The organism is Streptomyces venezuelae, from assembly GCF_008642355.1.
GTDB lineage: Bacteria > Actinomycetota > Actinomycetes > Streptomycetales > Streptomycetaceae > Streptomyces > Streptomyces venezuelae_B.
The window spans coordinates 1,674,323-1,687,105 of the sequence record NZ_CP029193.1; the positions used below are offsets into that span (position 1 = coordinate 1,674,323).

The window sequence follows — 12,783 nt, forward strand, 5'->3', positions numbered from 1 at the left end:
GGTTCAGCTCCTGTCGTACGAAGATCGAGTTGCCGGTGCCCCGGTGGGTGCCGGCGGTCCGGGGCGCGCGTCGAGCGCGGTCAGCGCGTCGCGCAGGCCCCGGTGTACATCCTCGTACACCTCGATGTGGCCGTCCGTGGCGAGGTGGTCCGCGTCGCCGAGCCGGGCGAGACAGGCGTCCACCTCGGCGTTGCCGGTGGGCGTGGGCTCGACGCCGAGGGGGGCGGGGGCTGCGGGGTCGTACGAAGGATCGTCCGGAGCCTGGAGCTCCGGCTCCACCGCCTCCCCCGGTCCGGGGCCCGCGAAAGAGTCGCTCATGGCACGACGCTACCGCGAAGCCCTGGGGTACGGTCGATCACGATGGCGACCATGGCGGAGTGCCGTACGGCACTCGACAAACTCTCCGACAATCTCGCGTCGGCCGACGGCGACGTGCGCAGTGCCGCTGCCCTGAACCGTTCGCTGAGCTGCCGCATCACCGATCTCGACGCCACCTTCACGGGCCGGCTCGAGAACGGCCGGATCACGGTCCTCGACAGCCACCCGGGCCCGCCGCGCGAGAAGGCGGAGATCCGTCTCGCGATGAGCGGGGACGACCTGCTGGCGATGGTGGACGGCGAGCTGAACTTCGCGAAGGCGTGGGCGTCGGGCCGGGTGAAACTGGAAGCGGGCTTCCGCGACCTGCTGCGGCTCAGGTCGCTGCTTTAGCCGTCGAGGTCCCCGCCCCGACAGCTGTCCGCCGTCCTGCCCGCGCCGCCGGCACCACCAGCGGCGTTCCCGTCTCCGGGTCGTCGATGATCCGGCAGTCGATGCCGAACGCCTCCTTCACGAGCTCCGCCGTGACGATGTCGGACGGCGCGCCCTCGGCGAGCACCGCGCCGTCGCGCAGCGCGATGAGGTGCGTGGCGTAGCGGGCCGCGTGGTTGAGGTCGTGCAGGACGGCGACGAGCGTACGGCCCTGCTCCTCGTGGAGCTCGGCGCAGAGGTCGAGGACGTCGAGCTGGTGCTGGATGTCCAGGAACGTCGTCGGCTCGTCGAGGAGCAGCAGCGGCGTCTGCTGGGCGAGCGCCATGGCGATCCAGACGCGCTGGCGCTGACCGCCGGAGAGCTCGTCGACGTACCGCTCCGCGAGCTCGCCCACGCCGGTCGACGCCATGGACTCGTTGACGATCCGCTCGTCGTCCTCGGACCACTGCCGCAGCAGCCCCTGGTGGGGGTAGCGGCCGCGGGCGACGAGGTCGCCGACGGTGATGCCGTCGGGCGCGACGGACGACTGCGGGAGGAGCCCGAGCGTCTTGGCGACCTTCTTCGCCGGCATCGACTGGATGACGTTCCCGTCGAGCAGGACGCGCCCGGTGGACGGCTTGAGCATGCGGGACAGGGCGCGCAGCAGCGTGGACTTGCCGCAGGCGTTGGGCCCCACGATGACGGTGAAGGAGTTGTCGGGGATCTCGACGGACAGCTTCTCCGCGATGACGCGCTGGTCGTAGCCGAGGGTGACGTCGTCGGCGATGAGCCGGTTCACAGCAGCACGCTCCTGGTCGTGGGGTGGTACGGGTTCGCGAACGGGTGCGGGGCGAGCCTTCCCGTCCGTGCGGCGCGGCTTCATATCCGTCCCGCCTTGCGCTGGCTGACGAGCAGCCACAGCAGGTAGACGCCGCCGAGCACGCCGGTGACGACGCCGACGGGCAGCTGGTCGGCGCCGAAGGCCCGCTGCGAGGCCCAGTCCGCGACGATCAGGAGGGTGGCGCCCATGAACATGGCAGGCATCAGGTTGGGCCCTGGGGCACGTGTGAGGCGCCGCGCGAGCTGGGGTGCGGTGAGTGCGACGAAGCTGACGGGGCCCGCGGCGGCGGTGGCGGCAGCGGTGAGCAGCACGGAGGCGCCGAGCAGCACGAACCGGGTGCGTTCGACGCGTACGCCGAGCGAGTTCGCGGCGTCGTCGCCCATCTCCAGCATCCGCAGCGGACGCCCGTACAGGAGCACGAGCGGTACGAGGACGGCGCAGAGCACGAGCAGCGGCCAGACCTGCTCCCAGTCGCGGCCGTTGAGGGAACCGGTCATCCAGACCACGGCACGCGCGGCGTCGACGAAGTCCGCCTTGGTCAGCAGGTAGCCGTTGATGGCCGTGATGAACGCGGAGACGCCGATGCCGACGAGGACGAGACGGTAGCCGTGCACGCCGCGCTTCCAGGCGAGCAGGTAGATGGCGAGGCCGGTGACGAGACCGCCGACGAGCGCGCCCGCCGCGACCTGCACCGCGCTGCCCTGGAACAGGACGATCATGGTGAGCGCCCCGGCGGTCGAGCCCTGCCCGAGGCCGAGCACGTCCGGGCTGCCCAATGGGTTGCGCGCGATGGACTGGAACAGCGCGCCGCCGAGCCCGAGGGCCGCGCCCACCAGGAGCCCGACGAGGACCCGCGGCAGCCGCAGGTCGTTGATGATGAACTCCTGCCCCGCGTCGCCGTTGCCGAGCAGGGTGCGGACGACGTCGGCGGCCGGGATGTCGAAGTCGCCGGTGCCGATCAGGACGACGCCGGAGACGAGCGCGGCGACCACGAGGAGGGCGACGACCACGGCCGTGCGGACATCGAGGCGGACGGAGAGGCCGCCCCGGGTGCGTATCGCCTTCACAGCTGGGCCACCTTGCGCCGACGGACGAGGAAGACGAAGACCGGCGCCCCGATGACCGCGGTCACGATGCCGACCTGGAGTTCGGCGGGCCGGGCCACGACGCGCCCGACGACGTCCGCGCCGAGCAGCAGGACCGGCGAGAGGACCGCCGAGTACGGCAGGATCCAGCGCAGGTCGGGCCCGGTGAAGGAGCGCACCATGTGCGGCACCATCAGGCCGACGAACACGATCGGGCCGCAGGCGGCGGTCGCGGCCCCGCAGAGCAGGGTCGCCGCCGCCATGGACAGGACGCGGGTGCGCGTGAGGTGGGCGCCGAGCGCACGGGCGGTGTCGTCGCCCATGGCCATGGCGTTCAGCGGCCGGGCCAGGGAGAGGGCGAGCACGGTGCCGATCGCGAGGAAGGGCAGCACCTGCTTGATGGTGTCCATGTTGGCGGAGGCCAGCGAACCGACGGTCCAGAAGCGCATCTTGTTCAGCGCCGCACCGTCCATGATCATGACGGCCTGCAGGTAGCCGTAGAGGGCCGCGCTGAGCGCGGTGCCGGCCAGCGCGAGCCGTACCGGGGTCGCGCCGCGCGATCCGCCGAGGAAGTAGAGCAGTACGCCGACGAGCAGTGCGCCGGTGAAGGCGAACCACACGTAGCCGCTGAGCGAGGTGACGCCGAAGAAGCTGATCGCGCTGACGACGGCGGCGGACGCGCCGAGGTTGATGCCGAGCAGTCCGGGGTCGGCCAGCGGGTTGCGGGTGAGCGCCTGGAGGACGGCGCCGGAGAGACCGAGCGCGACTCCGGCGAGCAGTCCGAGGAGGCTGCGGGCGAGCCGCTCACCGACGACGACGTCCCCGTACGTCCCGGTGTCCTGAAACAGTCCGTGCCAGACCTGGTCCATGGACATCGATTTGGCGCCGACCGCGATGCTCGCGAGGAACACGAGGAACAGGACGGCCAGCGCGACGAGCAGCCCGACGCCGCGTATCGCGCGGCGTCCGGGGGGCGCGGCGGTCTCCGCGCGCGATTCTGGGGGACTGTCGACCAACACCTGGTTAGGTTAGCCTACCCTCGCACTGAACTGCGATGACGGGCACCCCGGCCAGATGCACGTCGCCGTCCCCGACTCGAAGAGGCTCAAGCGATGACAGACTCCCCGTACCGGTTCTTCGACGTCGACGTGGTGCGCGCCCAGCACATCACCCCGGCCATGATCCGCGTGACGTTCACCGGCGCCGACCTGTCCGGCATGGCGACCGCGGGCCTCGACCAGCGCGTCAAGATCTTCCTGCCGCACCCGGGCCAGGACGCCCCGGTCATGCCGGACACGTCGTCGGGGGACGACCTGGAGTGGTACGCCGCCTGGTGCGACCTCGACCCTTCGGTACGGGGCATCATGCGCACGTACACGACCCGTGAACTGCGCCGCGACCCCGACGAGCTGATCATCGACTTCGCCGTGCACAGCCCCGCCCCGTCGCCCGCCGACGGCCCGGCGACCAGCTGGGCGCGGACCGCCCGGCCGGGGTCCCGCATCGGCGTCCTCGCCCCGGTCGAGGAGGAGAACTCGGCGTACGACTTCCGCCTCCCCGACGACACCGACTGGCTGCTCCTGGCCGCCGACGAGTCGGCGCTGCCCGCCGTCGCCAACATCCTGGAGACGCTCCCCGCGGGTCTGCCGACCCGCGTCTGGATCGAGGTCCACGACCTCGCGGACCGCCAGGAGCTGCCCACCAAGGCCGACGCCGAGATCCACTGGCTGACGCGGGTGGGCACCACCCCGGACGCGATCCGCGGCACGGACCTCCCCGAAGGCACCCCCTACGCATGGATCGCCGGCGAGTCCGCGACCGTCAAGGCCGTCCGCCGCCACCTCGTCGGCGAGCGCGGTCACGACCGTAAGCGGGTGTCGTTCTCCGGCTACTGGCGCAAGGGAACGACGACGGACCAGCTGATCGACTCCGGCGAAGCCGCCTGACGAGCCCCTCCCCGACCGGAGCGCGCGGACCACCGACCGAGTCCCGGGTCCTCACAACCCCAGCCGGGACAGCGCCTTCCCCGCGTCGATACCGCACGTACCGTCTCCCGCCTCCGTCCAGGCCGCCGCGCACAGCGCCCGCAGCCCGTCGACGGCCTCGCCCTCGCCGTCCAGCACCAGCTCATCGCCACGCACCGAAGCGGTCCAGCCGCCGCAGCCGAACCCGCTGTCCACCGGGGCGACGTCGGGCTGACCGGTGAGCATGCCGCGCAGATCCACGTCCACGTACGTCGGCCGATGCTCGGGAGGCGCGGCGAGCAGCTGCGCGCCGTCCGTGACGCCGGTCAGCACGAGCAGCGAGTCCACCTCGCCGTTGAACGCGCCCTCGATGTCCGTGTCGAGGCGGTCGCCCACCACGAGCGGCCGCTCGGCGCCGGTCCGCAGGATCGTCTCGCGGTGCATCGGGGGCAGCGGCTTCCCCGCCACCTGAGGCTCCGCGCCCGTCGCGATCCGGACGACCTCGACCGCCGCGCCGTTGCCGGGAGCGATGCCGCGGGCGCTCGGAATCGTCAGGTCCGTGTTCGACGCGAACCACGGCACTCCGCGCGCGATGGCGTAACAGGCCTCCGCGAAGCGCCCCCACGCCATGTCCGGTCCCCCGTACCCCTGCACCACCGCCGCCGGATCGTCATCCGCCGACTCGACCGGCTCGAGCCCCCGCTCGCGCAGCGCGACCCGCAGCCCCTCGCCGCCGATCACGAGCACCCGCGCGCCCTGCGGCACATGCTCGCTCACCAGCCGGGCCGCGGCCTGCGCCGACGTGATGACGTCCGAGCCGTCCGTCGCGATCCCCAGCTCCGTCAGGTGCTCCGCCACCGCGTCCGGCGTCCGCAGCGCGTTGTTCGTGACGTACGCGAGGTGCATCCCGCCGTCGCGCGCGGCGCCGAGCGACTCGACGGCGTGCGCGATGGCGTGCCCGCCTGCGTAGACCACCCCGTCGAGGTCGAGGAGAGCCGTGTCGTAGACCTCACTCAGCGCCCGCTCGCTGCCGTCCGGGCACGTCCTGACACGGCGGTCTGCAGTCCCGCTAGCGGCCTGGCTCATTACACATCGCTCCTCGCTCGATCCCACTCCCCCGATCATCGCTCATGCCACCGACACACATACGATGCCCTAATGAACACAGCGGGTCACAAAGACGTCACCGGCCTCGACCTGATCCCGTTCCGGGGTGTGCGCTACGTCCCCGAACGGGTCGGCAGTCTCGCCGCGGTGACCTCACCGCCGTACGACGTGGTCGTACGGCCGGACGGCCTGCTCCACCTGGAGTCCGCCGACCCGCACAACATCGTCCGGCTGATCCTCCCGCAGGCCACCACCCCGGAAGCCCGCAACCAGCAGGCCGCCGACACCCTCCACACCTGGCTCGCCGAGGGCGTCCTCGCCCCCGACGCCGAGCCGAGCCTGTACGTCTACGAACAGCGGGACAGCGAGATCCTGCAGCGCGGCGTCATCGGCGCGCTCCGCCTCTCGGAGGCAGCGGACGGCGTCGTCCTCCCCCATGAGGGCGTCATGCCGCACGTCGTCGAGGACCGCGCCGCCCTCATGCGGGCGACGTCCGCGAACCTGGAACCGCTGCTCCTGACGTACCGCAGCGACGACCCCGACGGGGAGACCGAACCAGACGGTGCGACGGCCGTCGTCGAACGCACCGCCCGCCGCGAGCCTCTCCTCTCGACGACCACGGAGGACGGGTTCCACCACCGCCTGTGGGCCGTCACGGACCCCGCGGAGATCGCCGAGATCCAGTCCGACCTCGCCCACCACCAGGCCCTGATCGCGGACGGCCACCACCGCTGGGCGACCAACCTGCGCCTGCGGGCCGAGCACCCGTCACCGAGCGCCTGGGACTACGGCCTGGTCCTCCTGGTGGACACGGCCCGCTACCCGCTGCGCGTCCGCGCCATCCACCGCTACCTCCACCGCCTTCCGGTGTCCGACGCCCTCGCCGCCCTCGGCGACTCCTTCCGCATACGGACCGTCGAAGGCCCGCTCGACCACGCCCTCGAAGCGCTCGCCGAGACAGCGGCGAAGGGCAACGCCTTCCTGCTCGCCGGCGACGGCGCCTTCCACCTGATCGACGACCCGTCCCCCGAGCTCCTCGCCCGCACGATCCCGAACGACCACCCCGTGGCCTGGCGCACCCTCGACGCGACGGTCCTGCACTCCACGCTCCTCGACCACGTGTGGCAGATCCCGGACACTCCGGACCACATCGCGTACATCCACGACACCGCGGCGACGGTCGAGAAGGCGGAACGCGACGGCGGCACGGCGATCCTGATGCACCCGGTACGCGAGGAGGTCGTCCGCGACCTGGCCCGCCAGGGCGTCACGATGCCCCGCAAGTCGACCTCGTTCGGCCCCAAGCCGGCGACGGGCCTGGTACTGCGCGACCTCACTTTCTGAAACGCAACGCAAAAAGGGCGGGCCCCCGGAGGGGCCCGCCCATTCATGCCTACGCCAATGCCTACACGTCAATCCCTGTCGCGGTCGCGACCGTCGACATCACCATCGGCGTCGACGGCACCATCGACGTCGACCTCGTCAGCGTCTTCCCCATCAACCTCGTCCAGGTCGACGAACTCGACGCCGTCCAGCTCGGCGAGCCGGTCGGACGCGTCGGTGCTGCCGTCCTTGTCGGACTCGATGACCTTGGCGAACCACTCGCGCGCCTCGTCCTCGCGTCCGGCCGCGAGCAGCGCGTCGGCGTACGCGTACCGCAGACGGGCCGTCCAGGGCTGCACGGAGTTCGAGGCCAGCTCGGGGCTCTGCAGCGTGACGATGGCCGCGTCGATCTGGTCCAGGTCGCGGCGCGCCCCGGCGGCGACGAGCCGCATCTCGACCTGTCCGGCCTTGTCGAGCTTGTGCACCTCGGGGGCGCCGGCCATCTCCAGGGCCTTCTCGGGCCTGCCGAGCCCGCGCTCGCAGTCGGCCATGACGGGCCACAGCTCGACGCTGCCGGTCATGCGCCGGGCGGCACGGAACTCGGCGAGCGCCTCGCTGTACTTCTGGTTCGCGTACGCGGCGAAGCCTGCGGCCTCGCGCACGGCGGCGACCCTGGAGGCGAGCCGCAGGGCGATCCGCGAGTAGGCGTACGCCTGCTCGGGCTCCTCGTCGATGAGCTTGGCGACCATCACCAGGTTCTTGGCGACGTCCTCAGCGAGCCCCTTGGGAAGGCTCTGCAGCTCCTGCTGTACGTCCTTGTCGATCTCGTAGCCCGTGACGTCCTCCGGGATCGGCAGCCGCCTGATGGGCTCGCGATCACGGTCGTCACGCCCGCCGCGGTATCCACCGCGGTCCCCGTCACGCCGGTCGTCCCGTCCACGGAACCCACCGCCACCGGGTCGCCCGCCACGGTCGTCGCGACGCGGCCCACGCCCGCGGTCGTCACGTCCCCGGTCGTCGCGCCCGCGGTAGCCACCGCCACCGCCGCCACGGTTGTCGTCACGCCGGAACCCACCACGCTCACCGCGGTCATTGTCGCGCCGGTCATCGCGCCGGTCATCGCGACGGTCGTCACGGCGGTCGAACGAGCGGTCATCGCGGCGGTCGTCCCGACGGAACGCGGGCCGGTCGCCGTCACGGCGGTCATCACGACGGAACCCACCGCGATCCCCATCACGACGGTCATCACGACGGAACCCACCACGGTCGCCGTCACGCCGGTCGTCACGACGAGGTCCACCGGACCGGTCGTCGCGGCGGAACCCACCACGGTCACCACCGGACCGGTCGTCGCGCCCGCGGTAGCCACCGCCACCGCCGCCACGGTTGTCGTCACGCCGGAACCCCCCACGCTCACCGCGATCATTGTCACGCCGGTCATCGCGCCGGTCGTCACGGCGGTCGTCACGGCGGTCGAACGAGCGGTCATCGCGGCGGTCGAACGAGCGGTCATCGCGGCGGTCGTCCCGACGGAACGCGGGCCGGTCGCCGTCACGGCGATCATCGCGGCGGAACCCACCCCGGTCGTTGTCACGCCGGTCGTCGCGACGAGGCCCACCGGACCGGTCGTCGCGCCCGCGGTAGCCACCGCCACCGCCGCCACGGTTGTCGTCACGCCGGAACCCACCACGCTCACCGCGGTCATTGTCACGCCGGTCATCGCGGCGGTCGTCCCGACGGAATGCGGGCCGGTCGCCGTCACGGCGATCATCACGACGGAACCCACCCCGGTCGCCGTCACGCCGGTCGTCGCGACGAGGCCCACCGGACCGGTCGTCGCGACGGAACGGCGGACGGCCACCACGGTCACGGTCACCGTCGCGCCGGTCGTCCCGGCGGTCGTCGCGACCTCGGTAGCCACCGCCACGGTTGTCGTCGCGCCGGTCGTCACGGCGGAAGCCGCCGCGGTCACCACCACGGTCGCCGCGGTCGTTGTCCCGTCGGGGGGCCGCCCCGCGGTACCCGCCCCGGTCACCACTGTCCCTGCGGCGCTGGTCGCGCTCGGGTCGCTCGTCGGGAGAGTTGGGGGACATGGGTGACTCCTAGTCTTCGGTACCGCAGTCATTCTCGCGCAGCCGGGGTGCCGGCGCGCTTCGACAAAAACAAAAGGACCCCTGGTCCCAGCGTGAACGCTGGGACCAGGGGTCCTCCAAAGATTGTTCGGCGGCGTCCTACTCTCCCACAGGGTCCCCCCTGCAGTACCATCGGCGCTTTGAGGCTTAGCTTCCGGGTTCGGAATGTAACCGGGCGTTTCCCTCACGCTATGACCACCGAAACCCTATGAAATATCCTGCGGATAGGCAGGATCTCAAACAGGGCAGCGAACAAGCACACTTTTCAATTAAATAGTGACGCTGTTCAGCCGACACAACTGTTCGTTGTTTCAGAACCAACACAGTGGACGCGAGCAACTGAGGACAAGCCCTCGGCCTATTAGTACCAGTCACCTCCACCCGTTACCGGGCTTCCAGATCTGGCCTATCAACCCAGTCGTCTACTGGGAGCCTTAACCCCTCAAAGGGGGTGGGAATACTCATCTCGAAGCAGGCTTCCCGCTTAGATGCTTTCAGCGGTTATCCTTTCCGAACGTAGCCAACCAGCCATGCCCTTGGCAGGACAACTGGCACACCAGAGGTTCGTCCGTCCCGGTCCTCTCGTACTAGGGACAGCCCTTCTCAATATTCCTACGCGCACAGAGGATAGGGACCGAACTGTCTCACGACGTTCTAAACCCAGCTCGCGTACCGCTTTAATGGGCGAACAGCCCAACCCTTGGGACCGACTCCAGCCCCAGGATGCGACGAGCCGACATCGAGGTGCCAAACCATCCCGTCGATATGGACTCTTGGGGAAGATCAGCCTGTTATCCCCGGGGTACCTTTTATCCGTTGAGCGACGGCGCTTCCACAAGCCACCGCCGGATCACTAGTCCCGACTTTCGTCCCTGCTCGACCCGTCGGTCTCACAGTCAAGCTCCCTTGTGCACTTACACTCAACACCTGATTACCAACCAGGCTGAGGGAACCTTTGGGCGCCTCCGTTACCCTTTGGGAGGCAACCGCCCCAGTTAAACTACCCATCAGACACTGTCCCTGATCCGGATCACGGACCGAGGTTAGACATCCAGCACGACCAGAGTGGTATTTCAACGTTGACTCCACGAACACTGGCGTGCCCGCTTCACAGTCTCCCACCTATCCTACACAAGCCGAACCGAACACCAATATCAAACTGTAGTAAAGGTCCCGGGGTCTTTCCGTCCTTCTGCGCGAAACGAGCATCTTTACTCGTAGTGCAATTTCACCGGGCCTATGGTTGAGACAGTCGAGAAGTCGTTACGCCATTCGTGCAGGTCGGAACTTACCCGACAAGGAATTTCGCTACCTTAGGATGGTTATAGTTACCACCGCCGTTTACTGGCGCTTAAGTTCTCAGCTTCGCACGCCCGAAAGCGCACTAACCGGTCCCCTTAACGTTCCAGCACCGGGCAGGCGTCAGTCCGTATACATCGCCTTACGGCTTCGCACGGACCTGTGTTTTTAGTAAACAGTCGCTTCTCGCTGGTCTCTGCGGCCACCCCCAGCTCAGAGTGCAAAACTCATCACCAGGAATGGCCCCCCTTCTCCCGAAGTTACGGGGGCATTTTGCCGAGTTCCTTAACCATAGTTCACCCGAACGCCTCGGTATTCTCTACCTGACCACCTGAGTCGGTTTAGGGTACGGGCCGCCATGAAACTCGCTAGAGGCTTTTCTCGACAGCATAGGATCATCCACTTCACCACAATCGGCTCGGCATCAGGTCTCACCCACATGTCATCCGGATTTACCTAGATGACGGGCTACACCCTTACCCCGGGACAACCACCGCCCGGGCTGGACTACCTTCCTGCGTCACCCCATCACTCACCTACTACCACCTTGGGTCAGCGGCTCCACCACTCCCCTTTGCCCGAAGGCTCCAGGGCGGCTTCACGGCCTTAGCATTAATGGGCTCGATGTTTGACGCTTCACAGCGGGTACCGGAATATCAACCGGTTATCCATCGACTACGCCTGTCGGCCTCGCCTTAGGTCCCGACTTACCCTGGGCAGATCAGCTTGACCCAGGAACCCTTAGTCAATCGGCGCACACGTTTCTCACGTATGTATCGCTACTCATGCCTGCATTCTCACTCGTGAACCGTCCACCACTGCCTTCCGGCGCAGCTTCACCCGGCACACGACGCTCCCCTACCCATCCCAGCCCCCGTTGGGGGTATGTGCTGGAATGACACGACTTCGGCGGTACGCTTGAGCCCCGCTACATTGTCGGCGCGGAATCACTAGACCAGTGAGCTATTACGCACTCTTTCAAGGGTGGCTGCTTCTAAGCCAACCTCCTGGTTGTCTCTGCGACTCCACATCCTTTCCCACTTAGCGTACGCTTAGGGGCCTTAGTCGATGCTCTGGGCTGTTTCCCTCTCGACCATGGAGCTTATCCCCCACAGTCTCACTGCCGCGCTCTCACTTACCGGCATTCGGAGTTTGGCTAAGGTCAGTAACCCGGTAGGGCCCATCGCCTATCCAGTGCTCTACCTCCGGCAAGAAACACACGACGCTGCACCTAAATGCATTTCGGGGAGAACCAGCTATCACGGAGTTTGATTGGCCTTTCACCCCTAACCACAGGTCATCCCCCAGGTTTTCAACCCTGGTGGGTTCGGTCCTCCACGACCTCTTACAGCCGCTTCAACCTGCCCATGGCTAGATCACTCCGCTTCGGGTCTTGAGCGCGCTACTAAACCGCCCTATTCGGACTCGCTTTCGCTACGGCTTCCCCACACGGGTTAACCTCGCAACACACCGCAAACTCGCAGGCTCATTCTTCAAAAGGCACGCAGTCACGAGATGCTGGACAAGTCCAGCATCCGACGCTCCCACGGCTTGTAGGCACACGGTTTCAGGTACTATTTCACTCCGCTCCCGCGGTACTTTTCACCATTCCCTCACGGTACTATCCGCTATCGGTCACCAGGGAATATTTAGGCTTAACGGGTGGTCCCGCCAGATTCACACGGGATTTCTCGGGCCCCGTGCTACTTGGGTGTCTCTCAAACGAGCCGCTGACGTTTCGACTACGGGGGTCTTACCCTCTACGCCGGACCTTTCGCATGTCCTTCGCCTACATCAACGGTTTCTGACTCGTCTCACAGCCGGCAGACTGTGAAAGAGAGATCCCACAACCCCGTATGCGCAACCCCTGCCGGGTCTCACACGCATACGGTTTGGCCTCATCCGGTTTCGCTCGCCACTACTCCCGGAATCACGGTTGTTTTCTCTTCCTGCGGGTACTGAGATGTTTCACTTCCCCGCGTTCCCTCCACACTGCCTATGTGTTCAGCAGCGGGTGACAGCCCATGACGACTGCCGGGTTTCCCCATTCGGAAACCCCCGGATCAAAGCCTGGTTGACGACTCCCCGGGGACTATCGTGGCCTCCCACGTCCTTCATCGGTTCCTGGTGCCAAGGCATCCACCGTGCGCCCTTAAAAACTTGGCCACAGATGCTCGCGTCCACTGTGCAGTTCTCAAACAACGACCAACCACCCATCACCCCACTGGAAACCAGTGAGTGCACTGGGGTCGGCACTGAAGGCAGCCGTAAACCGGCCGTACCTTCAGATACCCAACAGCGTGCCC

10 protein-coding genes and 2 rRNA genes are annotated in these 12,783 nt (G+C 67.8%); 3 read left to right on the forward strand and 9 right to left on the reverse strand.

What is annotated here, in order from left to right:
* Positions 1 to 3: 3 nt before the first annotated feature.
* A complete protein-coding gene (locus DEJ47_RS07730; RefSeq protein WP_150166224.1) occupies positions 4 to 318 on the reverse strand; it encodes a hypothetical protein in 315 nt (104 codons plus the stop codon).
* Positions 319 to 360: 42 nt separating this feature from the next.
* Here DEJ47_RS07730 and DEJ47_RS07735 point away from each other — a divergent pair, with 42 nt between their 5' ends.
* On the forward strand, positions 361 to 708 hold the full coding sequence (locus DEJ47_RS07735; protein ID WP_150166226.1) for an alkyl sulfatase C-terminal domain-containing protein: 348 nt from the start codon (positions 361 to 363) through the stop codon (positions 706 to 708).
* Here DEJ47_RS07735 and DEJ47_RS07740 read toward each other — a convergent pair.
* From DEJ47_RS07740 to DEJ47_RS07750, 3 genes are read right to left on the reverse strand one after another with little or no spacing between them, the layout of a single operon-like run.
* Positions 692 to 1,609, reverse strand: coding sequence for an ABC transporter ATP-binding protein (locus DEJ47_RS07740; RefSeq protein WP_398338732.1), 918 nt, complete (start codon positions 1,607 to 1,609; stop codon positions 692 to 694). The genes DEJ47_RS07735 and DEJ47_RS07740 overlap by 17 nt on opposite strands.
* On the reverse strand, positions 1,606 to 2,634 hold the full coding sequence (locus tag DEJ47_RS07745; protein WP_150166230.1) for a FecCD family ABC transporter permease: 1,029 nt from the start codon (positions 2,632 to 2,634) through the stop codon (positions 1,606 to 1,608). Before DEJ47_RS07745 ends, DEJ47_RS07740 begins: the two co-directional genes overlap by 4 nt.
* On the reverse strand, positions 2,631 to 3,671 hold the full coding sequence (locus DEJ47_RS07750) for a FecCD family ABC transporter permease (protein ID WP_150166232.1): 1,041 nt from the start codon (positions 3,669 to 3,671) through the stop codon (positions 2,631 to 2,633). The genes DEJ47_RS07745 and DEJ47_RS07750 overlap by 4 nt, the downstream gene beginning before the upstream one ends.
* Before the next feature lie 93 nt (positions 3,672 to 3,764).
* On the opposite strand from DEJ47_RS07750, the gene DEJ47_RS07755 reads away from it, so the two are divergent.
* Positions 3,765 to 4,598 carry a siderophore-interacting protein gene (locus DEJ47_RS07755; RefSeq protein WP_150166234.1) on the forward strand — a complete coding sequence of 278 codons (834 nt, stop codon included), beginning with the start codon at positions 3,765 to 3,767 and terminating at the stop codon, positions 4,596 to 4,598.
* 51 nt (positions 4,599 to 4,649) lie between these two features.
* On the opposite strand, the gene DEJ47_RS07760 is transcribed toward DEJ47_RS07755, so the two are convergent.
* Positions 4,650 to 5,702, reverse strand: coding sequence for an HAD hydrolase-like protein (locus DEJ47_RS07760; protein WP_150166236.1), 1,053 nt, complete (start codon positions 5,700 to 5,702; stop codon positions 4,650 to 4,652).
* Positions 5,703 to 5,774: 72 nt separating this feature from the next.
* On the opposite strand from DEJ47_RS07760, the gene DEJ47_RS07765 reads away from it, so the two are divergent.
* Positions 5,775 to 7,067 carry a DUF1015 family protein gene (locus tag DEJ47_RS07765; protein WP_150166238.1) on the forward strand — a complete coding sequence of 431 codons (1,293 nt, stop codon included), beginning with the start codon at positions 5,775 to 5,777 and terminating at the stop codon, positions 7,065 to 7,067.
* 68 nt (positions 7,068 to 7,135) lie between these two features.
* On the opposite strand, the gene DEJ47_RS36785 is transcribed toward DEJ47_RS07765, so the two are convergent.
* From DEJ47_RS36785 to DEJ47_RS07780, 4 genes are all read right to left on the reverse strand, one after another.
* The gene (locus DEJ47_RS36785) at positions 7,136 to 7,903 is read right to left on the reverse strand and encodes a tetratricopeptide repeat protein (protein WP_161236379.1); all 768 of its coding nucleotides are present in this window, start codon (positions 7,901 to 7,903) and stop codon (positions 7,136 to 7,138) included.
* Positions 7,795 to 9,081, reverse strand: a complete 1,287-nt coding sequence (locus tag DEJ47_RS36790) for a hypothetical protein (RefSeq protein WP_223828792.1) — start codon at positions 9,079 to 9,081, stop codon at positions 7,795 to 7,797. The genes DEJ47_RS36785 and DEJ47_RS36790 overlap by 109 nt, the downstream gene beginning before the upstream one ends.
* Positions 9,082 to 9,264: 183 nt before the next feature.
* Positions 9,265 to 9,381, reverse strand: a 5S ribosomal RNA gene (gene rrf / locus DEJ47_RS07775).
* A 138-nt stretch (positions 9,382 to 9,519) separates the two neighbouring features.
* Positions 9,520 to 12,643, reverse strand: a 23S ribosomal RNA gene (locus DEJ47_RS07780).
* Positions 12,644 to 12,783: the final 140 nt, after the last annotated feature.

Coding starts and splice junctions, on each gene's coding strand:
- DEJ47_RS07730 (WP_150166224.1), bottom strand. CDS start 318: ATGAGCGACTCTTTCGCGGGCCCCGGACCGGGGGAGGCGGTGGAGCCG.
- DEJ47_RS07735 (WP_150166226.1), top strand. CDS start 361: ATGGCGACCATGGCGGAGTGCCGTACGGCACTCGACAAACTCTCCGAC.
- DEJ47_RS07740 (WP_398338732.1), bottom strand. CDS start 1,609: ATGAAGCCGCGCCGCACGGACGGGAAGGCTCGCCCCGCACCCGTTCGC.
- DEJ47_RS07755 (WP_150166234.1), top strand. CDS start 3,765: ATGACAGACTCCCCGTACCGGTTCTTCGACGTCGACGTGGTGCGCGCC.
- DEJ47_RS07760 (WP_150166236.1), bottom strand. CDS start 5,702: ATGAGCCAGGCCGCTAGCGGGACTGCAGACCGCCGTGTCAGGACGTGC.
- DEJ47_RS07765 (WP_150166238.1), top strand. CDS start 5,775: ATGAACACAGCGGGTCACAAAGACGTCACCGGCCTCGACCTGATCCCG.